This window comes from Streptomyces flavusporus (assembly GCF_046267975.1).
GTDB classification, from domain to species: domain Bacteria; phylum Actinomycetota; class Actinomycetes; order Streptomycetales; family Streptomycetaceae; genus Streptomyces; species Streptomyces flavusporus.
Map to the genome: position 1 here is coordinate 5740207 of NZ_CP176503.1, position 25455 is coordinate 5765661.

Below are 25455 nucleotides of genomic sequence, written 5' to 3' on the forward strand. Positions count from 1 at the left end.
GCTCCAAGCGTCGAGAAAGAGGGGATCGGCGACCGGTGGGGTTCCCTCCGGTCGCGTTGAACGCCATCGCGTGACAGAACCGGGACAAACGGCCCGGTCGGCTGGGCGCAGAACCCTCTCAGTGCCGGGTCGCGTGACTCCCGTACAGCTCCGTGTACGACGGCCACACCCCACCCCGCCCGTCCACCGACTCCGCGGCGCGCATCGCGCGTACGATCGCGCGCGTCACCACATCCGCGCCGGCCGCGAGGATCTCGTTCAGCGCGAGGGGCTGCCCGGCGTCGAGCCCGCGCACTCCCGTCGCCAGCGCGAACACCGTGTCGCCGTCGTTGAGCAGATGCACCGGCCGCACCGCGCGCGCGATCCCGTCGTGCGCCGTGCCCGCCAGTTTCTGGGCCTGCGCCTTCGACAGGTCCGCGTCGGTGGCGACCACCGCGAGCGTGGTGTTCAGCGGAGGCGGCGCGTTCCGGGCCGCGCACTCGGCGAGGCGCCGACGCGCCGCGTCATGGACGTGCGCATCGGGGTAGTTCACCCGCCCCTGGAACAACTCCCCGTACAGGGCGCCCGTCTCGGGATCCGTCGCCGACCCCGCCGCGTTGGCGACCACCAGCGCCGCCACCGTGATCCCGGAGTCGAGGACCGTGCTCGCGGTGCCGACCCCGCCCTTGACCGGCCCGACCGTGGCCCCCGTACCGGCGCCGACGCAGCCCTCCGCCACGGCCGCGCCGACCTCGCTCGCCGCGGCCGCCTCCACCGCGGCCCGCCCGAGGGCGGCGTCCGGCCGGGCGCGGAAGTTCCCGCCCCGCCCCAGATCGAAGACGCAGGCGGCGGGCACGACCGGCACGACATGCGCCGGATCCGCCCCCACACGCACGCCCCGCTCCTGCTCCTCCAGCCAGGCCATCACACCGGACGCCGCGTCCAGCCCGTAGGCGCTGCCGCCGGTCAGCACGATCGCCTCGACCTTCTGCACCAGGTTGCGCGGGTCGAGAGCGTCGGTCTCCTTGGTGCCGGGACCGCCGCCGCGCACGTCCACGGCGGCGACGGCCCCGCCGTCGGGGGCGAGTACCACCGTGGTGCCGGTGAGCCAACCGTCGCCGGTGCGGTTCGCGTGCCCCACCCGCAGGCCTGTCACGTCCGTCAGAGCGTCAACTGTCATGGGAATCAGTCTCGCCTGCTTCGGGGCCCGCTCCCCAGCACGCGCGCCCCGGCGCCCGCCCACAGCACGGCGTCAGCCCGCCGGCGTCGTGACCCTCGCCTTGAGCCGTCCGAACGCCGTACGTGCCGTCAACGTCTCCCCAATCGCCACGGTCAGCGCCGAAACGATGCCGGCCGCGAGGACCGCCCAGTTGCCCAGGAAGGTGCAGCAGATCACCAGCAATGCCCCGGTCGGCAGTACCAGTTGCTCGGTGATGCCCACCTTGAAGTGGCGCGAGTGCAGTGCCCAGACGGTGAGCAGGTAGAGCGCCGCCGGCAGGGTCACTGCGGCAGAGGCGGACAAGGTGGAGATGTGTGCCTTGCCGACCGCCTGCTCGACCGCCACCTCCAGGCCGGCGCCGATCGCGGCCCCCGAGGCAAAGATCAGATAGTGGCCGTAACCCCACACGAACGCCTGTCTGCTGGACCGCAGATGTCCGTGAATGGGCACTACGAAGTAGATCCACCAGGCGGAGAACACGATCAGCAGGCCGCCCACCGTGATCGGCAGCAGTTCGCCGAGTGCGTCGTTCTCGTCCACGCCCGACTTCACGGCGACCGTGGCCGCGGCGATCGTCTCACCGAGCACGATGATCGTGAACAGGCCGTACCGCTCGGCGATGTGGTGCGGATGCCAGGACGTCATCGAGGCCCGCTCCGCGTAGATCGGCACACACAGCTCGGCGATTGCCATCACCAGGAACCACCAGGGGCGAGCGGGCTCGGGCAGGAGCACCAGCCCCACCCAGCCGACCAGGCAGAGCAGCACGCCGACCGCGTAGCGCAGTGCCGCCGCTCTCGCCCGGCCCTCGGCGGATCTCGCGGCCCGCAGCCACTGTGCGGCCATCGCCAGCCGCATGACGACATAGCCGAGCCAGACGACGGTGAAGTCATGGTCCTCGAACGCCCGCGAGATCCCGGCGGCGAGTACGAGCACGCCGGCGATCTGCACCAGCGTCACGACGCGGTAGAGGGCGTCGTCGTTGTCGTACGCCGAGGCGAACCAGGTGAAGTTCATCCAGGCCCACCAGATGGCGAAGAAGACCATGGCGTAGTTGAGGATGCCCTCGCCCGCGTGTCCCTCGGCGACGGCGTGCACCAGTTGGATGCCCGCCTGCGCGACGGCCACGACGAAACACAGGTCGAAGAAGAGTTCCAGCGGCGAGGCGACGCGATGCGCCTCGCCGCGACCGCGGGCCGTGAGCCGGCGCAGTGGTCTGTGAGGGTTGCCCGGCGCGCCCGCCGGCGAGGGCGATGAAGTGGGACTGGACGTCATGATGCCCAGCACAGCAGATATCGGTCGGAAAGTCGTGTGAACGGATTCACGAGGAGGGGAGTCCTCGGCCCCGTACTCTGGGGGCATGAGCACCTCCCCTGCCCCCGAGCAGCGCGACCCCAAGGCCGCGCTGATTTTCGACGACCCGCTGAACGAGCAGTCCGCGGACGACACGGACCGTGGCTGGGGTGAGCGTCCGGGCACCGGCGGGGACGCGACGGACGACCTGAAGCGCTTCCTCGACGAGAAGCCGCCCCACCACCTGTGAACCGGCGGGTCCCGGCGGACAACCGCCCCCGGGGCCCCGCGAATCAGCCCTAATGCTCGGTGTGGCCCGAGCCGCGCTGAGCGACCAGCGAGTCGCGGATCTCCTTGAGCACCTCCAGCTCGGTCACCTCGATGACCTCGTGCGTGCCCTCCCTCGCCTTCCTGCGGGCCTCCACACGGGCCAGGTACTTGGCCATCGGCAGGACCATCAGGAAGTAGACCACCGCCGCGGTGATCACGAAGCTGAGCGTGGCTCCCAGCACGGAGCCCCAGAGGATCATGACCCCGCGCGAGACCGAACCGTCCGTCGCCAGCGCGCACGGGCCCTTCAGGCACGAGCTGTAGCTGTCGAGGTTCTTGGTGCCGATCGCTCCGACCAGTGGGTTGATGACGCCCTTCACCACCGAGTTGACGATGTTGGTGAAGGCGGCGCCTATGACCACCGCTACCGCCAGATCGACGACGTTCCCGCGCGTCAGGAAGGCCTTGAAGCCGTCCCAGACGCCCGGTTCCTTCTTCTCGCTCACCTCGTGGCCTCTCCTCGTCACACACACAGGTTGTGGAACAAACAGCTCCGCAACCTACGTCAGAGCGAGGCAGCACTGTCCAATCCGGTAGCTGGAACGAGGGACTTGACGGCAATTGGCGCCCCGTTGGCAAGGCTCGGTTCAGCACAACGTCACCGCCAGCCGTGCCGTGGCGCTCGCCCCGGCGAGACGGGCCGCGGTGGAACGCGGTACCGAGAGCACCACCAGCGCACCGCTGTCCACCTCACCGTCCAGCGGCTCGGGCACCTTGGTCACCAGTGCCCCGCGTGCGACCACGCCGGCCTCTCCGCCCGTCGCCGTCTCCTCGGCGGCGACGACGTCGACCCGGTCGCCGGGCCGCAGCAGCCGTACCGTGGCGGCGTCGGCGATCCGTACGGGAGCGGAGACCCGCTCCACCGGTCGGCGCTCCGACGAACGGTCCGCCACCGGGTGACCGCGGGCCTGCTCGTTGCGATGATGATCGGCCGGGCCCCGCGGTCCTGCCGCCACGAGCGCTGCAGCGGTCACCGCGAGCCCGGCCGCGAGGGCCCGCCGCCGGTGCCGTACGAGCCGGTGCAGCAGAAACCGCCCGCCGCGCACGCGGACGGGCGCGAAGTGCGGTACCTCGCACGTCGCGGGCACGTCGCCACCCGGCGGATGCGGATGCGGACGCCGAACGGAAGAAGAGGGGGAGGGCTCCGCCCAGGACGGAGAGGAAGAGGGAGAAAGGGACATGTGGACCACCACCTGCACTGCGGACTGGGCTTGCGAACCCACGATGAGGCTTCGCGCCACAGCCCGCTGAGACAGGTGGACTACCGACAGGTTGTGGAAAACTCCCTCACCCGAACGGGACGTTCCGCGCTACGGCAGCGCGAATCGGGACCGCGCTACGGCAGCGCGAACCCCGGATCCATCCCGCCCAGCGCCGTCGTGCACAGACAGTCCCGCTCGTCGTTCGCGGGCAGTGCGGCCACCGCGTCGAACAGCACGCCCCGCAGCCGGTCCACGTTCGCGGCGAACACCCGGAGCACCTCGTCGTGCGAGACGCCCTCTCCGGTCTCGGCGCCGGCATCCAGGTCGGTGACCAGGGTCAGCGACGTGTAGCAGAGCTCGAGTTCGCGGGCGAGCGCCGCCTCCGGGTGGCCGGTCATGCCCACCACCGACCAGCCCTGCGCCCGGTGCCACAACGATTCGGCGCGGGTGGAGAAGCGCGGCCCTTCGATCACGACCAGCGCGCCGCCGTCCACGGGCTCCCAGTCCCGCCCACGCGCCGCCTTCAGCGCGGCGGCCCGTCCGGCCGGGCAGTAGGGGTCGGCCAGCGAGACGTGCACCACGTTCGGCACAGTGCCGTCGGGCAGCGGCAGCCCGTCGAAGTACGTCGACACCCGGGACTTCGTACGGTCGACCAGTTGGTCCGGGACGAGCAGCGTGCCCGGCCCGTATTCGGGCCGCAGGCCGCCCACCGCGCACGGGCCGAGCACCTGACGCACCCCGAGTGACCGCAGCGCCCACAGGTTGGCCCGGTAGTTGATCCGGTGCGGCGGAAGATGGTGGCCGCGTCCGTGCCGCGGCAGGAAGGCGACCCGTCGGCCGGCGATCTCGCCGAGGAAGAGGGAGTCGCTGGGCGGCCCGTACGGCGTCTCCACCTGGATCTCGGTCACCTCGTCGAGGAACGAGTAGAAGCCGGAGCCGCCGATTACACCGATCTCTGCGTTCGCCATGACCAGCACAGTAGCTGGCGCCCGACGACGCGCACGGGCCGGTGCCGAAAACACCGAAGACCCTGCCGCCGTACGACGGCAGGGTCCCGTGCGTGTGAATCAGGCGGCGGTGCTGCCGGCCGAGGTGCCGGTGCCCGACGCCTTCGAGTCCGAGGACGAGGAGGACGACGTCGACGAGGACGAGGACGAGGACGACGGCTTCGACGACGCCGACGAGCTGCTCGACGAGGAGCCGCGGCTGTCGTTGCGGTAGAAGCCGGAGCCCTTGAAGACGATACCGACGGCGGAGAACACCTTCTTGAGGCGGCCACCGCAGTTGGGGCACTCGGTCAGGGCGTCGTCGGTGAACTTCTGCACCGCCTCGAGGCCCTCGCCGCACTCGGTGCACTGGTACTGGTAGGTCGGCACTTGTCTTCCTCCTGGCACTCTCACTCAATGAGTGCTAACGACGGTCCATAGTGACGTATTCCTCGGGTTCAGTCCACTGCGACCGGCGTGCGGTGACCGACGCCACGCGCGACGGTGCGGCTGTGCGGCCGTGCCGTGAGCCGCGAGCGAAGCGCCACCAGCGTCGCCAGGGCGAGCACCGTGCCGCCGAGCGGAACCAGGAACCCGGCGCCGCCCCAGAAGCGGTCCTCCAACTGTCCGGCCACCGTGACCGCGCCCGCCTGGCCGAGCGCCACCGCGCCGGTCAGCCAGGTGAAGGCCTCGGTGCGCGCCCCGGCCGGAACCAGCCCCTCGACAAGCGTGTAGCCGGTGATCAGGGTCGGCGCGATGCACATGCCGACCAGGAGGCCGAGACCGGCGAGCAGCAGCACCGAGTGTGCCGCCCACAGGCCGGAGGCGGCCAGCGCGAGGGCCGCGTATCCGACGACCAGGCGCCGGTGGGGGGCCGCCTTCCACGCGATGGCGCCGCAGGCGATCCCGGAGAGCATGTTGCCGGCGGCGAAGGTCCCGTACAGGACGCCGTTCAGGCCGGGCTCGCCGATCGACTCGGTGAAGGCGGCCAGCGACACCTGCATGCCGCCGAAGACGGAGCCGATGCCCAGGAAGGCCACGATCAGAACACGCACCCCGGGGACCCGGAGTGCGGAAGCGTGCTGCACGCGCGCGTGCCCACCGGCGGCGACCGCGGGCTGGGTGTCCTTCTGCGCGGCGAACAGCAGACCTCCGACCAGGGTCAGCGACGCCTCCGTCACCAGGCCGGCGGCCGGGTTCACGGCGGTGCACAGTGCGGTGGCGAGCAGCGGGCCGACGACGAAGGTCAGTTCGTCCGTGACCGACTCGAACGCCGCCGCCGTCGTCATCAGCGGTGAGTCCTTGAGCTTCACTCCCCAGCGGGCGCGCACCATGGGGCCGATCTGCGGGACCGAGGCGCCGGTGGGGACGGCGGCCGCGAACAGCGCCCACAGGGGGGCGTCCGCCAGTGCGAGCGCCGTCAGGGTGAGGCCGGACAGCGTGTGCACCAGCACGCCGGGGATCAGCACAGCGCGCTGCCCGAAGCGGTCCGCGAGGCGGCCGCTGTAGGGCGCGAACAGCGCCATGGAGACGCCGGTGACGGCCGCGGCGGCGCCTGCCACGCCGTACGAGCCGGTGGTGTGCTGCACCAGCAGCACGATGGAGATCGTGAGCATCGCGAACGGCTGGCGCGCCGCGAAACCGGGGAGCAGGAACGTCCAGGCGCCGCGGGTGCGCAGCAGTTGCCCGTATCCCGGGCGGGAGGAGGGGGCCGGCGAGTCCTTCGACGGCGTGACCGTGGACGCCACGGCCTGTGCCTTTCTGCCGCCTGGTAGCGCGCCCGTGCGGGCGCGCCGAGAGCTGTCCTCTTGCGCGGAACTGCGGTAGATACCGGCGCCCACTGAGGGGGGCGTCCCGGCCGCCATACGGTCGCGCCAGCTCTGCGTCAGGCAGAGTTGGTTCGATCAGGGTGCCTTTATCGTACAGGGATCACACCTGGTGTACCTGTGAAAACGAGCACCATGGGGCTGTTCGACTGTGATTGGCCGTGGTGTGAACTGTGTGAAACACACCCTTAACGCTCCGCTCCGCCGCCGTTCAGGCCCAGCCACCCGGCCAGCTTGCCGCCGCGGCCCACCGCGCGCAGTCGCCGCTCTGCCGCGTCCCGGACCGGATCCGTGGCCACCACGAGGAGCTCGTCGCCGCGCCGCAGCACCGTCGTGGGCAGGGGCACGAAGGACTTGCCCTCGCGCACGACGAGGGTGACCGCGGCCCCGGCGGGCAGCCTCAGCTCGCTGATCTCGACTCCGTGCATCTTCGACTCGGCGGGGATCGTCACGGAGAGCAGATGCCCACGCAGTCGCTCCAGGGGCGCCGATTCGATGCCGAGGTCGGCGGCCGCGGACCTGTCGCCCAGGCGGAGCTTGCGGGCGACCCAGGGCAGCGTCGGCCCCTGGATCAAGGTGTAGACGACGACCAGGACGAAGACGATGTTGAAGATCCGGTCGCTGCCCTCGACGTCGCTCACCACGGGAATCGTCGCCAGGATGATGGGCACGGCGCCGCGCAGTCCGGCCCAGGACATGAGGGTCTGCTCCTGCCACGGCACCCGGAACGGCAGCAGGCAGAACACGACGCTCAGCGGGCGGGCCACCATGGTCAGCACGAGCCCGATGACGAGCGCGGGCACGATGTCGTCGCCCAGTTCGTGCGGGGTGACCAGCAGGCCGAGCAGGACGAACATGCCGATCTGGGCGATCCAGCCGAGCCCGTCGGCGAACCCGCGCGTGGCGGGCCAGTGCGGGAGCCGTGCGTTGCCCATCACCATGGCGGCGAGGTAGACGGCGAGGAAGCCGCTGCCGTGCGCCAGCGCGCCCGCCGCGTAGGCCGCGACCGCGATGGCCATGACGGCGATCGGATAGAGACCGGAGGCCGGGAGGGCCACGTGCCGCAGCGTCCACGTGCCCAGCCAGCCCACCGCGAGGCCGATGGCCGCGCCGATGGTCAGCTCCAGCGCTATCTCGCCGATCAGCACGTACCAGTGCTCGATCGGGCCGGCGGCGGAGAAGGAGACCACCAGGATGACGACGGGAGCGTCGTTGAAGCCGGACTCGGCCTCCAGTGTGCCCGTCACGCGCGGGGGGAGCGGGATTTTCCGCAATACGGAAAACACTGCCGCCGCGTCCGTGGAGGAGACGACCGCCCCGATGATGAGCGCCTGACGCCACTCCAGTCCGACCAGATAGTGCGCGGCCGCAGCTGTGATTCCGACGCTCACGGCGACCCCGGCCAGAGCCAGTGAGGTCGCGGCCGGCAGGGCCGGCTTGATCTCCTTCCACTTCGTGCCCAGACCGCCCTCGGCCAGGATCACCACCAGGGCTGCGTACCCGATGACCTGGGTCAGCTCGGCGTTGTCGAAGTGGATGCCGCCGATCCCGTCCTCGCCCATGAGGACGCCGATGCCCAGGTAGACGAGCAGGCTGGGGAGCCCGCTGCGTGAGGAGATCCGGACCGCGGCCACGGCGGCGAGCAGGACGATCGAGCAGACGAGCAGGAGCTCATTGAGGTCGTGGATACTCAGCGGCCGTTCCCTTCCCTGGTGCAGTTACTTTGTTACCTTACCTAACTCTTGACGATTTCTTGACGCTTGCCAGGGCAAGATCGAACGTCCGTCCGTGCTGGTTCCCCAGTCCGCGTCAAGGCCCGTCGGGCCCTGCGCCTATGGTTGCTCCAGCGTTCATTCAAAGTCACAGCCCGACCTGCCGCTCGCGTTAGGACAGCAAGGACAGCGATGCCCCCCAACACCACCGCTCCAACGGGTCAGCAGCCCGGCAAGTCCGGCAGGAAGAAGGGGCGCAAAGCCCGTCTTATCGTGCTCGTGCTGGTGCTGGCCGTCGTCGGCGGCGTCGCGGGCGGGGCGTACTGGTCCATCAGCACCGTCCGCGCCTCCTTCCCGCAGACGAAGGGCTCGATCACGCTGGACGGCCTGTCCGGCCCCGTCGACGTCAAGCGGGACGGCCATGGCATCCCGCAGATCTACGCCTCCTCCGACGAGGACCTTTTCATGGCGCAGGGCTACGTCCAGGCGCAGGACCGGTTCTACGAGATGGACGTACGCCGTCACATGACCTCCGGGCGTCTGTCGGAGATGTTCGGCAAGGACCAGGTCGACAACGACGAGTTCCTGCGCACCCTGGGCTGGGACCGGGTGGCGAAGGAGGAGTACGACACCAAGCTGTCCGCCGCCACGAAGAAGTACCTGCAGGCGTACGCCAAGGGAGTAAACGCCTACCTGAAGGGCAAGGAAGGCGAGGACATCTCCCTGGAGTACGCGGCCCTCGGCTTCACCAACGACTACAAGCCGCAGCAGTGGACCCCGGTCGACTCGGTCTCCTGGCTGAAGGCGATGGCCTGGGACCTGCGCGGCAACATGCAGGACGAGATCGACCGCTCCCTGATGACCAGCCGTCTCGGCCCCCAGCAGATCGCCGAGCTGTACCCGCAGTACCCGTACAGCCGGAACCAGGTGATCGTCCAGCAGGGCCAGTACGACGAGCTCAACGGGACGTTCGAGGGGGCCGATGACGCAGACGGCACCTCCACGGACGGCACGGCCGTCAGTGGCACCGGTACTCCCGCGAGCGGGACGTCGACGTCCTCCTCCGCCTCGTCGGCGCTGCAGAGCCAGCTGTCGGGCCTCTACGAGGTCCTGGAGGACGTCCCGACGGCCGTCGGCGTGAACGGCAACGGCATCGGCTCCAACTCGTGGGTCATCGACGGAGCGCACACGATCACCAGCAAGCCGCTGCTGGCCAACGACCCGCACCTGTCGGCCTCCCTGCCGTCCGTCTGGTACCAGATGGGCCTGCACTGCCGCACGGTCTCCGACAAGTGCCAGTACGACGTCTCCGGCTACACCTTCGCGGGCATGCCCGGCGTGATAATCGGCCACAACCAGGACATCTCCTGGGGCATGACCAACTCCGGCGCCGACGTCACCGACCTCTACCTGGAGAAGCTCACCGGCGACGGCTACCTGTACGACGGCAAGGTGAAGCCCTTCGACTCCCGCGAGGAGACCATCAAGGTCGCCGGCGGCACCTCGAAGAAGATCGTCGTCCGGGAGACCCACAACGGCCCCCTGCTGTCCGACCGGGACGACGAGCTCGTGAAGGTCGGCAAGAAGGCCACCGTCGACACCGCCGCACCCGACCGCGGCGACGGCTACGGCATCACCCTGCGGTGGACCGCGCTGGAACCGGGCACCTCCATGGATGCCGTCTTCGCGATGAACAAGGCGGCCGACTGGGACGAGTTCCGCGCGGCGGCCGCCCTGTTCGACGTGCCCTCGCAGAACCTCGTCTACGCCGACACCCAGGACAACATCGGCTACACCCTGCCCGGAAAGATCCCCACACGCGCGCAGGGCCACGACGGCTCGATCCCGGCGCCGGGCTGGGACGCCAAGTACGACTGGACCGGCTATATCGACCAGGACGAGCTGCCCTACGAGTACAACCCGGAGCGCGGCTACATCGTGACCGCCAACCAGGCCGTCGTGGACAAGGACTACCCCTACACGCTCACCACGGACTGGAGCTACGGCGCCCGCAGCCAGCGGATCGCCGACCTGATCGAGTCCAAGATCAAGGGCGGCGGCAAGGTCTCCACCGAGGACATGCGCCAGATGCAGCTGGACAACTCCAGCGAGATCGCCAAGCTGCTGGTGCCGCAGCTGCTGAAGATCGACGTCGGTGACAAGGACGTCCGCGAGGCGCAGAAGCTGCTCGAGGGCTGGGACTACACCCAGGACGCCGACTCCGCGGCGGCCGCCTACTTCAACTCGGTCTGGCGCAACGTCCTCAAGCTCGCGTTCGGCCACAAGCTGCCCAAGGAGCTGCGCGTGAAGGGCCAGTGCCTGTGGGTCGAGCCGGTCGACACCACCGGTCCCGTGGACGAGGAGCGCCGGGTGCGCGAATGCGGGGCGCGCGACGCCGACCAGGCGCAGCCGGACGGCGGCGACCGCTGGTTCGAGGTGGTACGCAACCTCATGGACGACGAGAACAGCGACTGGTGGACGACGCCCGCGTCGGGCGCCCGCGAGGGAGCGGACCGCAACCGCGACGATCTGTTCAAGCGCGCCATGATCGACGCCCGCTGGGAGCTGACCGCCAAGCTCGGCAAGGACATCGACACCTGGAGCTGGGGCCGGCTGCACCGTCTGTTCCTGAAGAACCAGACCCTCGGCAACGACGGCCCCGGCTTCCTGCAGTACGCCCTCAACCGCGGCCCCTGGAAGCTCAGTGGCGGCGAGGCGACCGTCAACGCGAGCGGCTGGAACGCCGCCGGCGGCTACGGCGTCGTCTGGGTGCCGTCGATGCGGATGGTGGTCAACCTCGACGACCTCGACAAGTCGAAGTGGATCAACCTCACCGGAGCCTCGGGGCACGCCTACAACGCCCACTACACCGACCAGACGAGCAAGTGGGCCAAGGGCGAGCTGCTGGACTGGTCCTTCTCCAGGCAGGCGGTCGACAGGAGCACCAGCGACACGCTCGTACTGAAGCCGTGAGCCGCTGACGGGCGAGCGACGCCAAGGGCCCTCCACGCGCGCGTGGAGGGCCCTTTCGCCTTACGAGTGCTACGAGTCGCCGGTGAAGCGGCGGACCCCCGACGGCGTCACCACCGCGTGCACCGGCCGGTCGTGCGCCTCCGCGGGGACGCGCTCGACGAGCTCGGAGTCGTACAGGAGTACCACCAGCGCCGGCCGGGCGCCCGCGTCCTCCAGGCGCGCGAGCACGCGGTCGTACGAGCCTCCGCCGCGCCCCAGACGCATCCCGCGCGCATCGACCGCGAGCCCCGGCAGCAGCACGACGTCGGCGGCGGTCACCGCGTCCGGTCCGAGGCGCTCGCCGATGGGCTCCAAAAGGGTCATTTTCCCGCCGTGTTGGACGCGCGCGAGGGAACCCTCCCCGGCGTATGCGCCCCAATCCAGGTCGTTGTCGGGCAAAAGAGCCGGAAGCAGGACGCGTGCGCCCCGGGCGTACAGTGTGTCGAGCAGGGCGAGCGTTCCGGGTTCGCTCCCCACGGAGACGTACGCCGCCACGGTGCCTGCCTGCGCCAGTTCGGGCAGATCCAGCGCACGCCGGGCCAACGCGGCCGAGGCCGCCTGTACGTCATCCGCAGGCAACCTGCCTCTCACTGCGAGGATTTCTCGCCGCAACGTTCGCTTGTCAGGCTCGGCCGCGCGTCCGATGTGACTCATGAGTCGCTCCCGTACCGTCTTCAAAGTACTCATATGAGGGCCAATTAACCGGAGCTACAGATTCCGCACAAAGGCACCGGATATGGTTGCGGGCATGACTCAGTCGCACCTCAGGATCAGCAAGGCCGTCATTCCCGCAGCAGGCCTCGGCACCCGCTTTCTGCCGGCCACCAAGGCCACTCCCAAGGAGATGCTGCCGGTTGTCGACAAGCCTGCGATCCAGTATGTGGTCGAGGAGGCCGTGTCCGCCGGTCTCGACGACGTTCTCATGATCACAGGCCGCAACAAGCGCCCCCTTGAGGACCACTTCGACCGCAACTACGAGCTCGAGTCCGCCCTGGAGAAGAAGGGGGACGCCGAGCGACTCGCCAAGGTCCAGGAGTCCAGCGACCTCGCGACGATGCACTACGTGCGCCAGGGCGACCCCAGGGGACTGGGCCACGCCGTCCTGTGCGCGGCCCCGCACGTGGGCAACGAGCCGTTCGCCGTGCTCCTCGGCGACGACCTGATCGACCCGCGCGACCCGCTCCTCAAGCGGATGATCGAGGTCCAGGAGCAGCGCGGCGGCAGTGTCATCGCGCTCATGGAGGTCGCGCCCGAGCAGATCCACCTCTACGGATGCGCGGCCGTGGAGACCACCGAGGACAGCGACGTCGTCAAGGTCGGCGACCTGGTGGAGAAGCCGGACCCGGCCGACGCCCCCTCCAACTACGCGATCATCGGCCGGTACGTCCTCGACCCGCGCATCTTCGACGTCCTGCGCAAGACCGAGCCCGGCCGCGGCGGCGAGATCCAGATCACCGACGCCCTCCAGCTGCTCGCCCAGGACGAAAAGGTCGGCGGCCCCGTGCACGGCGTCGTCTTCAAGGGCCGCCGCTACGACACCGGCGACCGCGGCGACTTCCTGCGTGCCATTGTCCGACTCGCGTGCGAACGTGAAGACCTGGGCCCGGACTTCCGGACCTGGCTTCGCAGTTACGTCACCGAGGAGATGTAGCCACCTTGAGCACCACCGCGCCCCGCGCCACCGGCCAGGACCACCTGTGGTCGGTGGACGAACACCTGGAGGACATCCTCGAGACCGTCCGCCCCCTCGAACCCATCGAGCTGCAACTCCTCGACGCCCAGGGCTGCGTCCTGGTCGAGGACGTCACGGTGCCGGTCTCCCTGCCGCCGTTCGACAACAGCTCCATGGACGGGTACGCGGTGCGGGTCGGGGATGTCGCGGACGCGAGCGAGGAGTTCCCGGCCGTCCTCGAGGTCATCGGGGACGTCGCGGCCGGCCAGGCGGACCTGCTCCAGGTGGGTCCCGGCCAGGCCGCCCGCATCATGACCGGCGCCCCACTCCCACCCGGCGCCGAGACGGTGGTCCCCGTCGAGTGGACCGACGGCGGCCTCGGCGAGGGACCCGTCACCGGGATGCGGGCCCGCAGCCTCGCCCCCGAGGGCGCCACCGGGCACGTGCGCGTGCACCGGCCGGCCGAGGCACGCGCGCACGTACGCGCGAAGGGCAGCGACGTGAAGGCCGGCGACCGCGCCCTGGAGGCCGGCACCATCCTCGGCCCGCCGCAGATCGCCCTGCTCGCCGCCATCGGCCGCGGCACGGTACGCGTACGCCCGCGCCCGCGCGTGGTCGTGCTGTCCACCGGCAGCGAACTCGTCCAGCCCGACGAGGAACTGGGCAGCGGCCAGATCTACGACTCCAACAGCTTCGCCCTCACCGCGGCCGCCCGTGACGCCGGCGCCATCGCCTACCGCGTGGGCGCCGTCGCCGACGACGCCGAGACCCTGCGCACCACCATCGAGGACCAGCTCGTCCGCGCCGACCTCATGGTCACCACCGGCGGCGTCAGCGTCGGAGCGTACGACGTCGTCAAGGAGGCGCTGTCGCACGTCGCCGACGAGGACGAACCGGGCAGCGGCATCGAGTTCCGCAAGCTCGCCATGCAGCCCGGCAAGCCGCAGGGCTTCGGCTCCATCGGCCCCGACCACACCCCGCTGCTGGCCCTCCCCGGCAACCCGGTGTCGTCGTACGTCTCCTTCGAACTGTTCGTCCGCCCCGCAATCCGCACCCTCATGGGGCTGGAGGACGTCCACCGGCCCAGGACCCGGGCGACCCTGACCGCGGACAAGGCGCTGACCTCGCCGAAGGGCCGCCGGCAGTTCCTGCGCGGTACGTACGCCGACGGCGAGGTGACCCCTGTCGGCGGTGCCGGCTCCCACCTGGTGGCCGCCCTCGCGCACGCCGACGCGCTGATCGTGATCCCCGAGGACGTCGAGTCCGTCGCGCCGGGCACCGAGGTCGAGGTGGTCCTGCTCGGCTGAGCGCCCCAGGTTGGCGGTACCGTGTCGCGCACAGCAGGCCCGTGCGCCGCACCGCGACGGGCCCGGACCGGGAGCGCCACACCATGACCGTGCCTTCCCGGGGGGAGACCCCCGGACCCCCTGTGCAGGACCGACTGACGCACATCGACGACGCGGGGGCCGCCCGCATGGTCGACGTGTCGGACAAGGACGTCACCGCGCGCACCGCGCGCGCGAGCGGACGCGTCCTCGTCTCGCCCCGTGTGATCGAGCTGCTGCGCGGCGAAGGCGTACCCAAGGGCGACGCCCTGGCCACCGCGCGGATCGCGGGCATCATGGGCGCCAAGCGCACCCCGGACCTGATCCCGCTGTGCCACCCGTTGTCGGTGTCGGGTGTGACACTGGACCTGTCGGTCGCGGACGACGCCGTGGAGATCCTGGCCACGGTGAAGACGACGGACCGCACGGGCGTCGAGATGGAGGCCCTCACCGCGGTCTCCGTCGCCGCGCTCACCGTGATCGACATGGTCAAGGCGGTCGACAAGGGAGCGGTCATCACGGACGTACGGGTGGAGGAGAAGACGGGCGGCAAGTCGGGCGACTGGAGCCGGGCATGACACATGACGCGTCGGCCGGCGGCGCACTGCTCGCGCCGTACAGCGCACTTGTGGTCACCGCCTCCAACAGGGCTGCCGCCGGCCTGTACGAGGACAAGGGCGGCCCGCTGATCGCCGAGGGCCTCAAAGGCTTCGGGTTCGCGGTCGACGGACCGCAGGTCGTCCCCGACGGGGACCCCGTGGAGGCCGCCCTGCGCGCCGGTGTCGACGCCGGGTACGACGTGATCGTCACCACCGGCGGCACCGGCATCTCGCCCACCGACCGCACGCCCGAGGCGACCCGCGCGGTGCTCGACCACGAGGTGCCGGGGATTGCCGAGGCCATCCGTGCGTTCGGACGGGAGAAGGTGCCGACCGCCGCGCTCTCCCGGGGGCTGGCCGGGGTCGCGGGGCGGACACTGATCGTCAACCTGCCGGGCTCCTCCGGCGGGGTGCGGGACGGACTGGCCGTCCTGGAGCCCCTTCTGACCCACGCCGTCGACCAGCTGCGCGGCGGCGATCACCCCAGACCCAGCAGTGGGGGTGCGAGCTGAACAGCCCATCCTGGCCCGTCGAACTGGTGGAGGGCGATGTCGTCCTCCGGCCGATAAGGCTGCGCGACCAGCGGGCCTGGCGTGAGGTCAACCGGCGCAACCGCGACTGGCTGCGCCCCTGGGAGGCGACCATTCCGCCGCCCGCGCCCGGCGGGCCGACCGCGCACCGGCCGACCTACCGCCAGATGGTGCGCCATCTGCGCTCCGAGGCGAACGCGGGCCGGATGCTGCCGTTCGTCATCGAGTACCAGGGGCGGCTGGCCGGGCAGTTGACGGTGGCCGGGATCACCTGGGGTTCGATGTGCTCGGGGCACATCGGTTACTGGGTGGACGAGTCCGTGGCCGGACGCGGTGTGATGCCGACGGCTGTGGCGCTCGCCGTGGACCACTGTTTCCGGACCGTCGGGCTCCACCGCATCGAGGTCTGCATTCGCCCCGAGAACGCACCCAGCCGCCGCGTCGTGGAGAAACTCGGATTCCGCGAGGAGGGCCTCAGGCCCCGTTATCTCCACATCGACGGAGCCTGGCGCGACCACCTCGTCTTCGCCCTCACCGCGGAAGAAGTGCCCGACGGACTGCTGAGCCGCTGGCGGCGGAACCGGCTGCGGAGCACGGGCGAGAACGGGCAGAGCACGCCGCGCAACCCGCAGAGCCTGCCGTGGAACCCACAGAACGCCCCGGGCAATCACGCGTAACCCCGGAATTGAATAAACGTTCGAAAATGATCGGACGGTGACCACTCCGGGGCGTTGAATTCGCGACCTCGGTGACCTACTGATCGCATCGCTCACAAAAAAAGCTCGAAATATCAGCCAGATCGTGCGACACACCGGCTCAATTGGCAGATGGCCTCACGCAAACCCCTCTACCGTGTGAGGCGTGAGCAGCAGCGGCCTCATCTACGCAGTCATTGTCGGGGCCTGGGCCGCCTACTTGGTGCCCATGTGGCTCCGTAGGCAGGACGAGCTGAACGAGGCCCGTCCGACGGAGCGCTTCAGCACCGCCATCCGGTTGTTGTCCGGACGGGCGGCCATGGAGCGTCGATACGCCAAGGACCTGCAGGCGCGCTCCGCCGATGAGGGGGAGCCCGACCCCGGCGACCCGGACGCCGTCACCGACTCGGTGGACGTCCGGGCCTTCGCTGTGTCTCCGACCAGGCCCCGGACGCAGGCGACGGTCCAGGCGCAGGGCACGGAGCAGACACAACCGGCGCGCGAGCCCGCAGGCGCGTCCGTGCGGGAGCCGGAAAGTGCGCCCGCGTGGAAGCCCGGTGACGCGTCCGCGCACACATCCGGCGCCGCGTCCGCGCGCGAGGGCGCCTCGGCGCCGACGGGCAACCGAGTGCCGTCCGCCCGTCGCGCGCCCGCCGCGGAGGCGGCCGCGGCGCGCGCCCAGCGCTCGAAGGTGCTCGCGCGCCGCCGACGTACGACAGTGGTGCTCTTCTTCGCGTTCACGCTCGGCGCGATCGTCGCGGCCGTGGGCGGGCTCGCCTTCCTGTGGGCGCCCGGTGTGCCCGCAGTGCTGCTCAGCGTGTACATCGCGTATCTGCGCACCCAGGAGCGCCGCCGCTTCACCTACCAGATGGACCGCCGCCGGGCGGAGGTCGCAGCGCAGCACCTGCGCGAGCGGGCACGCCAGCCCCGTCGGCAGGCGGCCGCCGAGATCGACGCCGGCGACCCCGACGAGGGACCCGAGCCGGAGGCCGACCCCGGGCTGTCGGCGCTTGCGGCGGACCGGCGGGCGCTCGTCGAGCAGACCGATCACGCCGAGTGGGTCGACCAGCAGCGGGAGCGGCAGCGCGGGCCGGGCCGGGGCGAGAGCTGGGAGCCGGTGCCGGTGCCACTGCCGACGTATGTGACGGCGCCGGTCGCTCCGCGGGCCACGCCCGATGTCGATCTGGGGGCACCGGACGCGTGGAGTTCGGCGCGGTCGAGTTCCGTCGCGCGGGACCAGGAGGCCGGGGACGGGGCCTCCTCCACGGCCTCCCCGGAAGGCGTGGAGACGGCGGAGCCGGACGAGGCGGCGGACCGTACGGACGGTGACGACCGCAGCGACGCCCGGCGCGCGGCCTCGGCCCGCCGGGCACGGGAACGCGGGCGTACGCCCCTGTTCGACCAGTACGAGGACGGGGAGCGACCGCGGGCGGCCAACGAGTAGAGCACCTCGGCCCTCACGGCAACGGATTTCCGAGCAGGCCGATCGGGGTGCTAAAGTTTCACTCGTTGCAAGGGCCTGTGGCGCAGTCCGGTAGCGCACCTCGTTCGCATCGAGGGGGCCAGGGGTTCAAATCCCCTCAGGTCCACGCAGCATAGAGCCCCTGTCGGTGATCGCCGGCGGGGGCTCTTGCATGCCGTACAGCAGCGAAGTACAGCAACTACTTCCAATCTTGCTGGCCGAGGTGCTTGCCGAGCTTTCGCAGTGCCCGGCGGGTGGCCTCTGACGGGACGTGCGTGTACACCTCCATCGTGACGGCGATCTTGCTGTGCCGGAGGATCTGCATCGCGACGCGCGGGTGGACATCGAGAGCGGCGAGGAGTGAGCCGCACGTGTGCCGGGTGTCGTGGAGACGGATGCGGCGGACGCCTGGCTTTGACCGACCGGGCCGCGAACTGTCGGTTGAAGTTGCGAGGTTTGATCGGAGTTCCGTAGCGGGTGGTGAACACGAAATCGGAGGACGTCCACAGCTCACCGGCCGCCTGCTTGGCCAACTCCTGTTCCTTCCGGCGGAGCTGGAGGGCGGTGACGCAGATCTGGGGGAGTGGGAGTGTGGCCGTTGATGCTTCGGTCTTGGTCTCTTCGTGGATGAGACGCCGGTTGATGTGTCAATCCCCTCGCAGCGTGGAGACGATCTATGCGGCCAGTCCCTCGGCGAGGGTGGCTCGGTAGTCACGTTCGTAGTCGATCGGGCTCTTGAACCCGCACACGCTGTGTAGCCGCCTGGCGTTGTAGAAGTCGGTGATCCAGGTGGCGATCTTGATGCGTGCCTCGGTGCGGGTGCGGAAAGTGTGGCGGTGTACGTACTCGACTTTGAGGACGCTGTTGAACGCCTCGCTCACGGCGTTGTCGAAGCACGATCCGACTCTGCCCATGGACTGGACCATGCCGAGCTTTCGGCGGGCCCGCCTGAACCGCCGCGAGCAGTACTCGCTGCCCCTGTCCGTGTGCATGATCACGTCGCGCACGTCGCCGCCGCGGGTGGCCGCGGCTGTGTTCAGGGACGCGACGACCAGGTCGGCGTCGTGCCGCTCGGCCATCGCACAGCCGAGCAGGCGGCGGGAGAACAGGTCGATGACCGTCGCCAAGTACAGCTTGCCCTCGCCGGGTTCGATCTCGGTGAGATCGCCCGCCCAGACGAGATCGGGCTCCTCGGCGGTGAAGTCCCGGCGCACGAAGTCCGGGGCGGCCGGCCGCTTGCCCGGCCTCGTCAGCGACCGGCGGCGGCGCACCTTCCGTCCGGCCAGCCCGAGTTCGGCCATGACCTTCGCGACCGTGTTCACCGATACTCGCCAGCCTCTGCGCGCCAGCTCGATGAACACCTTCGGCGAGCCGTAGGTGCCGCCCGAGCCGTGGAAGATCTCCTCGATCTCCTCGGCCGGCTGCTGTCGGCGCGCCTCACGCGCTGTCGGCGGACGATCCCGCCACTTGTAGAACCACGACTCGGACACCCCCAGCACCCGGCAGGCGGTGCGGTACGGAATCTTCTGCTCGGCCTTGCAGCTGCTGATCACCCCGACCGCGACGGCCGGGTCCGCCTCAGCTACTTCACCCACAAGGCCACGAATCGCTTGCACACATCACGCTCCCTCTCCAGCTCGCGGATGCGCTTGTCCTTCTCCCTGGCCTCGGTCCGCAGCCGCTCCAGCTCAGCGCGCTCCCTCTCCCGCACACGACCGCCGGGCGACGGCTCGGCCACCGGCCGGTCCGACGAGGGCGACCCGGTGCGCCGCGCCCGCGACACCCAGCTGTGCAACGTCCCCGGGCGGATGCCCAGATCCTCAGCCACCTCCGGAATCGGTTTCCCGGTCTCCGTCACGATCCGTACCGCTCCCTCGCGGAACTCAGTGTCGTAGATGCGCTTCCTGGATGCCATGACCCCAACTATCCCTCCGGTCACGGTCTCCACAGTAGGAGGGGAACCTCACGTCGAGGTACTCGCGGACCGCGGACCGAATGGAGGCCGGCACGGCCGACAGTGCCAGCCGCAGGGCCGCGGCGAGACGGACGGCCTGCGAGCGCGGTCGTCGCCCCGGAGATCAGGGTGGCGCAGACTGCGAAGAGCGCTGCGAGACCGTCCTCAACCAGCTCTTGAACCAGGGGAATCCCTCACACGCGCTTCACTGACCCTCCTCATCGACGTGCTTCACTCTCGGATCAAGATCAACCTCCCGACCGGATAGGCCGACTGTGAACTTACGCACGACCGGACGAGCAACTGCAGCCGCCCTGCTGTCCATAGCGCTCCTTCCCGCCACCCTCGTTTCCGCCGGTGTCGCGCAGGCCAAGACGCCGGAGCCCACGCCGAAGCTGACCGTCGGCGAGCAGACGGACGACCCGCAGAAGGTGCGGGAGTACTGGACCGCCGAGCGCGTCAGCCGTGCCCTTGCCAACGAGAAGAAGGACCAGGCCGCTTTCAGCAAGAGGGCCGCAGCCGGGACCAGGAGCGAGGGCCGGGCGCCCGTCAAGCAGGTCCTGCCGGCGCAGTCCAGGACCGCGGTTTCCAGCAAGACGCTCACGTCTTTGTCCACGGCCTCCGCCACGAGTGTGCCGGAGATGCCGTACGCCCAGCCGGTGCCCTTCCCGCAGTCTCAGCCCGCCGTCGTGGTCGGGAAGATCCTGTTCACCGACAAGGAGGGGAAGGATCACGGCTGTAGCGGGTCGTCCATCGTCACCGCCAACAACAACACCGTGTGGACCGCCGGGCACTGCATCCACCCCGGGGACGGGACCGGCGCGGAAGGCTTCTACCAGGACATCCTGTTCATCCCCGGCTTCAAGAAGAACGAACTGGACCCCAAGGGCTACGACGCCCCGTGGGGCGAGTGGGCTGCCAAGGGGAAGGTCGCACCCACCTCGTGGACTGCTGACGGAGACGTGCTCTGGGCCGACATGGCGGCCTTCACGGTCACCGCGCCGCCCGAGTACACGAACCTGACCGACACGGTGGGGGCCCTGGGCTACAACTTCGGCTCCGGCCCCGACTGGTCGGACATCATCAACTCCGGCTTCCCGGGCGAGGGCTACCAGCGCACCGACATGGACGGCTACACGCAGTTCTACTGCACGGGCAACGCCGAGGACGCCAACCCGTACCTCTTCATCGATGAGCGGCTGAAGTTCGACTGCGACATGGGCCACGGTGCTTCGGGCGGTCCGATGGCCACTCCGGAGGGTCAGATCGTCGGCACCAACTCGCACGGTGAGGGCGACGACCCGAACACCACGACGGTGCCGATCCTGTACAGCTCGGCGCACGCGGACAACGCGATCGAGGTGATCAACGCGGTGGGCGCGCTCAGCTAGCAGCAGGGCGCAAACAAGCGGGCCCCGGCCGGATTCGGCTGGGGCCCGCTTGTTGTGTCAGCCGTAGGGGTTGTTGTGGAAGCCGGGGTCGTAGTCCGGGCCGGTGGGGAGCGGGCCTGCGTTGTGCCGTCTCTGGATGATGTACTGGGCGCGGATCTGGTCCGTCGACATCTTCTCCCAGCCTTCGGGGAGCTTGAGGTCTGCCTTGGCAAGCTCCTTCTCCCACTGGGCGACCAGGGCCTGCCGTGTGCGGGGGACCTGATCAGCCGGCGGCTGGCTGGCGACCGTCACCCCCGACGATGCTCCGGCCAGCCCGTATGCCGTCGCCGCGCTCCCTGCGCCCACCAAGAAGGCTGCTGCTATGGACAACCACGTCTTACGCCCCATCCCATTTCCCTCCTCCATACCAATCTGGCTGTGACGAAGGAGCGTACCGGTATCGGTCAGCTGGCTTTCGAGCACGTCAGCGCTCATCCGCTGCTGCTGGCCGCTGCCCGGCAGCCAGTGTCTTCAGAAGCTGACCCAGCTCGTTCGCGGTGTCGTCCCGCGCAGCGCCGTAAGACCCGTTGCTTGCAGCTACAGCACCAGTCAGCCCGCCGGTCCGTCAGCGATGGCCAGCATGTTCTCAATGAGGTCGGCGGCGCGCAGGGTGCCGCCCTCGGCCCGGGCGTCGGCGCGCAACTGTGCCGATCGGCGGGCGACTTCCGTGTCGGTGACCAGTTCGTTCAGGGCCGCTCTCAGGGTCTCAGCACTGGCGTCCGGGGTGTCGATGCGGCGGGCGACGCCCAGCTCCACGAGCCGGTTCGCGTTCACGAACTGTTCGGCGCCCTGCGGCACGGCGATCATCGGGACGCCCGCAAGGAGTCCTTCGCCGCAGCCGCCCATTCCGGCGTGGGTGACGAAGGCGTCCGCCTGCTCCAGGATCGCCCTCTGCGGGACCCAGGAATGCACCTCGACGTTGGGTGGGATGTCGCCGATTTCGTGCGGGTTGGTGTACTTGCCGATCTGGAGCACGATGTGCCAGCCGGGCAGGTTTCCGTACGCCGCGACGCACTTGCGGTAGAACTCCGGTTGGCGCGTGTACGCCGAGCCCAGGGAGATCAACAGTACGTTCTCCGCGTCCGCCGGCCGTGTCCAGCTGTCCGCGTCCGCACGTGCGTCGAAGCAGGGCCCGACAAAGGTCACCGAGTCGGTGTCGACCTTGTCGGCGTACGGCTGCATCGCCCGAGAGATCAGGGCCAGGGCCCGTGCGGGAGGACCGGAGAAGGCGTCCACGTCCGTGGTGGTCGCCCCGCAGTCGGCGAGCCAGTGTGCGAACCTCGCCCGGTACACGTCGGCACCCGGCAACTTCCGCAGGTGCGCCGCGATCTCCTCTTCATAGCCGTCCCAGGCCACGAACGTCGGGGACAGCTGCATGAGGGGCCGGCCCTGCGATTCGGCGAGGGCGCGCGCGGCGTAGGCGCCGATGTCGTACAGGTACAGGTCCGCCGGGTCGTGGTCGTAGGCGGCGCGCAGCTGAGGGAGTGCCTGGACGGCGTCGTCGAGGAAAAGGTTCGCCGCGGCGATGGGGCCGTCGGGCCAGTTGTTGTCGGCAACCGGCAGCACGGAGGTGCAGGGCACCAGTTCGGCGCCGGTGTCCGCGATCCGGTCGGCCACGGCTGGGTCGTTGGCGTAGGTGACCCGGTGGCCGCGGGCCACCAGCTCGCGAATGATCTCTAGGCTGGGCAGGACGTGGCTGACGGCGGGGATGCCGACCATCGCGATGTGGGCACGGCGACGGGACATGGGCGATCACTCGTTTCGGGTGCGGGGTGGGCATGGGCGGGATCGAGGTGCATCCGTCGGTGTCACGGATGACGAGTGCGCGGGGCGGCTGCCGCCAGCTCGGCGACCGATCCCGACATGATCGTCCGTACGTGCTCGGTGATGTGATCCGCGGGCCAGTCCCACCAGGCGACGGCGAGGAGGCGGGCGATGTCCTCGGCGTCGTAGCGGGTGCGGATGAGCCGGGCAGGGTTGCCGCCGACAATGCCGTAGTCGGGTACGTCGCCTGTGACCACGGCACCGGAGGCGATGATCGCGCCGTGGCCGATCCGAACGCCGGGCATGACCGTCGCGCTGTGGCCGAACCAGACGTCGTTGCCGACTACGGTGTCGCCCCGGCTGGGCAGGTTGGTGAGCAGGTCGAAGTGGTCGGCCCAGGAGCCGCCCATGGTGGGGAAGGGGAAGGTCGAGGGGCCGTCCATACGGTGGTTGGCGCCGTTCATGATGAACCGTGTTCCGGTGCCCAGCGCGCAGAATTTACCGATGACGAGTCTCTCAGGGCCGTAGTGGTAGAGGACGTTGCGCGTCTCGAACGCAGTCGGGTCATTTGGGTCGTCGTAGTAGGAGTACTCGCCGACTTCGATCAGCGGGGACTTCACCAGCGGCTTGAGCAGCACCACCCGCTGCTGTTCGGGCATGGGGTGCAGGACGGTGGGGTCGGCGGGAGCAGCCGGCATCGTGAGTCGATTCCTCTCTGGAACGGGCGTTGGGGTCGGACAGGAACCCTCAGCCTCTGATCACGGGCACTCGGGCGGCGTGCAGCGCCAGGTGGGTTCCTCTCCAGCGCCGCCGAAGCAACCGGTCGTGGCTGACGAGGACGACGGTGCCGGCGAAACTGGCCAAGGCGGTCTCCAGTTCCTCGGCAAGGGCTGGAGACAGGTGGTTGGTGGGCTCGTCGAGCAGCAGGATGTCCGTAGGCCGGCTGACCAACCGCGCCAAGGCGAGCCGCTGCCGCTGGCCGGTGGAGAGCCGCGTGACTGGCACCGCCAGCCGGGACCGGTCGAACAGCCCGAGGGCCAGAAGCCGTTCGGCGTGGTCGTCGGCTTCCCCCGCCCGCCCACGGGCGTAGGCGGCGAGGAGGGTCTCATCCGCCGAACCGGGGTCCGGGTCCTGCGGGAGGTGCCCGATCCGGCCGCGCCTGTTGACGTGCCCGCGGCCGGGGGCCAGATCGCCGGCTAGGACGCGCAGTAGGGTGCTCTTGCCCGCGCCGTTCTCGCCCGTGACCAGCAGGCGCTCGCCCGCCCGGACTGTCAGATCGATCGGGTCGAGTCTGCCGGCGACGGCGACGGCGACCCCGACGGCGTCGAGCACGGCGCCGTGCAGCTGTCCGGCGCGCAGCGCAGGCGAGAAGTTCAGAGGCTCCGGCGGGGCCGGGACCGGGTCGGCCTGCAGGCGGCGCAGCCGTTCCTCGGCGTTGCGGACGCGGCTGGCCAGGGACTGCTGCACACGGGCACCGGCCTGGTTGTAGGCCAGTTTGTTGCCGTCCTTCATCGCATGGCCGGGGGCCACCCGGCGGGCGGTACCCGAAGCCGAGGCGCGCACTCGGTCGACCTCGGCACGCCACCGGTCGTGGTGCTGGGCCCAGCGCCGCCGCGCCGCCGCCTTCTCCGCGAGGTAGCCGGCGTAGCCGTTGCCGTACCGGACGACGCTGCGTCGGTCCCCGTCCACCTCCAGCAGGCTTGTAGCGACGTGTTCGAGGAAGCCCCGATCGTGGGAAACAACCACTGTGGTGCCCCGCCGACTGTGCAGGTGCTCCTCCAGCCATGCCAGGGCGGCCTCGTCCAGATGGTTGGTCGGCTCGTCCAGCAGCAGCACCTCCGGGGCAGCTGCCAGCACCGCCGCCAGACGCAGCCGGACCTGTTCGCCGCCGGAGAGACTGCCCATAGTCGAGGCACGGCCCACCTGCCTCAGGCCGAGGCCGTGCAGAGCGCGTTCCAGCCGGGCATCGGCGTCGTGGCCGCCGCGCAGCTCGAAGGCCGAGACGGCCTCGCCGTACGCGTCGAGCGCCGACTCGTCACCGTCGGCCATCGCTGCCTCCAGGCGGCGCATCCGCGTTTCGGTCGCACGAAGATCGCCCAGTGCCTGGTCGATGACCTGCTGGGCCGTCACATCCGCTGGCAGGCCCCCGTCCTGGGCGAGGTAGCCGACGCCACCGTCGGCCTGCAGGATGATCTCCCCCTGGTCGGGGCGCTCCCGCTTGGCGAGCAGCCGCAGCAGGGTGGTCTTGCCGGACCCGTTCTCGCCGACGATCCCGGTGCACTCACCCTTCGCGAGCGAGCAGGTCACCGAGTCGAGAACGGGCCTGCCGTCGAAGGACTTGCTGACTGCGAGCGCGGTGATCTGTGTGGACATACGAGCAACTCCGAAGCTGTCAGGGACGGAACGGTCGCCTGGGACCGCAAGGCCGGAAGAACGCTTCGGAAGAGCATCGGCAACTCCACTAG

The 25455-nt window shown here is 70.0% G+C and carries 24 protein-coding genes and 1 tRNA gene; 10 read left to right on the top strand and 15 right to left on the bottom strand.

The features are described 5' to 3' along the window. Positions 1-118: 118 nt before the first annotated feature. Positions 119-1159, bottom strand: coding sequence for a P1 family peptidase (locus ACKTSN_RS27260; protein WP_409471514.1), 1041 nt, complete (start codon positions 1157-1159; stop codon positions 119-121). Between the two features lie 72 nt (positions 1160-1231). Continuing rightward, on the bottom strand, positions 1232-2473 hold the full coding sequence (locus ACKTSN_RS27265; RefSeq protein ID WP_409471515.1) for a low temperature requirement protein A: 1242 nt from the start codon (positions 2471-2473) through the stop codon (positions 1232-1234). An 85-nt stretch (positions 2474-2558) separates the two neighbouring features. On the opposite strand from ACKTSN_RS27265, the gene ACKTSN_RS27270 reads away from it, so the two are divergent. Then, positions 2559-2741 carry a hypothetical protein gene (locus ACKTSN_RS27270; protein ID WP_224733615.1) on the top strand — a complete coding sequence of 61 codons (183 nt, stop codon included), beginning with the start codon at positions 2559-2561 and terminating at the stop codon, positions 2739-2741. A gap of 49 nt (positions 2742-2790) precedes the next feature. Here ACKTSN_RS27270 and mscL read toward each other — a convergent pair whose 3' ends face one another. The 6 genes from mscL to ACKTSN_RS27300 form a co-directional block, all read right to left on the bottom strand. Then, complete coding sequence (mscL, locus tag ACKTSN_RS27275; RefSeq protein ID WP_409471516.1) at positions 2791-3267, bottom strand: large conductance mechanosensitive channel protein MscL; 477 nt, start codon at positions 3265-3267, stop codon at positions 2791-2793. Positions 3268-3408: 141 nt separating this feature from the next. Beyond that, a complete protein-coding gene (locus ACKTSN_RS27280) occupies positions 3409-4002 on the bottom strand; it encodes a hypothetical protein (RefSeq protein ID WP_409471517.1) in 594 nt (197 codons plus the stop codon). Between the two features lie 155 nt (positions 4003-4157). Further along, complete coding sequence (locus tag ACKTSN_RS27285; RefSeq protein WP_409471518.1) at positions 4158-4991, bottom strand: S-methyl-5'-thioadenosine phosphorylase; 834 nt, start codon at positions 4989-4991, stop codon at positions 4158-4160. A gap of 99 nt (positions 4992-5090) precedes the next feature. After that, a complete protein-coding gene (locus tag ACKTSN_RS27290; RefSeq protein WP_409471519.1) occupies positions 5091-5399 on the bottom strand; it encodes an FmdB family zinc ribbon protein in 309 nt (102 codons plus the stop codon). A 68-nt stretch (positions 5400-5467) separates the two neighbouring features. After that, entirely contained in the window at positions 5468-6757 is a 1290-nt protein-coding gene (locus tag ACKTSN_RS27295) for an MFS transporter (protein WP_409471520.1), read from the bottom strand. Between the two features lie 266 nt (positions 6758-7023). Next, positions 7024-8553: a potassium/proton antiporter gene (locus tag ACKTSN_RS27300; RefSeq protein WP_409474929.1), complete on the bottom strand. Its 1530-nt coding sequence runs from the start codon at positions 8551-8553 to the stop codon at positions 7024-7026. Positions 8554-8739: 186 nt separating this feature from the next. On the opposite strand from ACKTSN_RS27300, the gene ACKTSN_RS27305 reads away from it, so the two are divergent. Beyond that, positions 8740-11520 carry a penicillin acylase family protein gene (locus ACKTSN_RS27305; RefSeq protein ID WP_409471521.1) on the top strand — a complete coding sequence of 927 codons (2781 nt, stop codon included), beginning with the start codon at positions 8740-8742 and terminating at the stop codon, positions 11518-11520. Between the two features lie 69 nt (positions 11521-11589). On the opposite strand, the gene ACKTSN_RS27310 is transcribed toward ACKTSN_RS27305, so the two are convergent. Further along, positions 11590-12213, bottom strand: a complete 624-nt coding sequence (locus ACKTSN_RS27310; RefSeq protein ID WP_409471522.1) for a 5-formyltetrahydrofolate cyclo-ligase — start codon at positions 12211-12213, stop codon at positions 11590-11592. Between the two features lie 94 nt (positions 12214-12307). Between ACKTSN_RS27310 and galU the strand changes: the two genes are divergently transcribed. From galU to ACKTSN_RS27345, 7 genes are all read left to right on the top strand, one after another. Next, a complete protein-coding gene (gene galU / locus ACKTSN_RS27315) occupies positions 12308-13210 on the top strand; it encodes a UTP--glucose-1-phosphate uridylyltransferase GalU (RefSeq protein WP_409471523.1) in 903 nt (300 codons plus the stop codon). A gap of 5 nt (positions 13211-13215) precedes the next feature. Next, complete coding sequence (gene glp, locus ACKTSN_RS27320) at positions 13216-14538, top strand: molybdotransferase-like divisome protein Glp (RefSeq protein WP_409471524.1); 1323 nt, start codon at positions 13216-13218, stop codon at positions 14536-14538. Between the two features lie 83 nt (positions 14539-14621). Then, positions 14622-15134, top strand: a complete 513-nt coding sequence (moaC, locus tag ACKTSN_RS27325) for a cyclic pyranopterin monophosphate synthase MoaC (protein WP_224733605.1) — start codon at positions 14622-14624, stop codon at positions 15132-15134. Beyond that, complete coding sequence (locus tag ACKTSN_RS27330) at positions 15131-15667, top strand: MogA/MoaB family molybdenum cofactor biosynthesis protein (RefSeq protein WP_409471525.1); 537 nt, start codon at positions 15131-15133, stop codon at positions 15665-15667. Before moaC ends, ACKTSN_RS27330 begins: the two co-directional genes overlap by 4 nt. A gap of 26 nt (positions 15668-15693) precedes the next feature. After that, positions 15694-16362 carry a GNAT family N-acetyltransferase gene (locus ACKTSN_RS27335; protein ID WP_409471526.1) on the top strand — a complete coding sequence of 223 codons (669 nt, stop codon included), beginning with the start codon at positions 15694-15696 and terminating at the stop codon, positions 16360-16362. Positions 16363-16546: 184 nt separating this feature from the next. Continuing rightward, positions 16547-17824: a divisome protein SepX/GlpR gene (gene sepX, locus ACKTSN_RS27340; protein ID WP_409471527.1), complete on the top strand. Its 1278-nt coding sequence runs from the start codon at positions 16547-16549 to the stop codon at positions 17822-17824. A gap of 71 nt (positions 17825-17895) precedes the next feature. Further along, positions 17896-17969: transfer RNA gene (locus tag ACKTSN_RS27345), tRNA-Ala, on the top strand. A 547-nt stretch (positions 17970-18516) separates the two neighbouring features. On the opposite strand, the gene ACKTSN_RS27350 is transcribed toward ACKTSN_RS27345, so the two are convergent. Together ACKTSN_RS27350 and ACKTSN_RS27355 are read right to left on the bottom strand one after the other, a co-directional pair. Beyond that, complete coding sequence (locus tag ACKTSN_RS27350; protein ID WP_409471528.1) at positions 18517-19437, bottom strand: IS3 family transposase; 921 nt, start codon at positions 19435-19437, stop codon at positions 18517-18519. Continuing rightward, the gene (locus tag ACKTSN_RS27355) at positions 19425-19757 is read right to left on the bottom strand and encodes a transposase (protein WP_409471529.1); all 333 of its coding nucleotides are present in this window, start codon (positions 19755-19757) and stop codon (positions 19425-19427) included. The genes ACKTSN_RS27350 and ACKTSN_RS27355 overlap by 13 nt, the downstream gene beginning before the upstream one ends. A 314-nt stretch (positions 19758-20071) precedes the next feature. On the opposite strand from ACKTSN_RS27355, the gene ACKTSN_RS27360 reads away from it, so the two are divergent. Next, a complete protein-coding gene (locus ACKTSN_RS27360) occupies positions 20072-21187 on the top strand; it encodes a trypsin-like serine peptidase (RefSeq protein WP_409471530.1) in 1116 nt (371 codons plus the stop codon). Between the two features lie 57 nt (positions 21188-21244). On the opposite strand, the gene ACKTSN_RS27365 is transcribed toward ACKTSN_RS27360, so the two are convergent. The 4 genes from ACKTSN_RS27365 to abc-f form a co-directional block, all read right to left on the bottom strand. Next, the gene (locus ACKTSN_RS27365; protein WP_409471531.1) at positions 21245-21574 is read right to left on the bottom strand and encodes a hypothetical protein; all 330 of its coding nucleotides are present in this window, start codon (positions 21572-21574) and stop codon (positions 21245-21247) included. Positions 21575-21775: 201 nt separating this feature from the next. Then, the gene (locus ACKTSN_RS27370) at positions 21776-22972 is read right to left on the bottom strand and encodes a macrolide family glycosyltransferase (protein ID WP_409471532.1); all 1197 of its coding nucleotides are present in this window, start codon (positions 22970-22972) and stop codon (positions 21776-21778) included. Positions 22973-23034: 62 nt separating this feature from the next. Then, positions 23035-23688, bottom strand: a complete 654-nt coding sequence (locus ACKTSN_RS27375; protein ID WP_409471533.1) for a CatB-related O-acetyltransferase — start codon at positions 23686-23688, stop codon at positions 23035-23037. Positions 23689-23737: 49 nt separating this feature from the next. Next, positions 23738-25363, bottom strand: coding sequence for a ribosomal protection-like ABC-F family protein (abc-f, locus tag ACKTSN_RS27380; RefSeq protein WP_409471534.1), 1626 nt, complete (start codon positions 25361-25363; stop codon positions 23738-23740). Positions 25364-25455 lie beyond the last annotated feature (92 nt).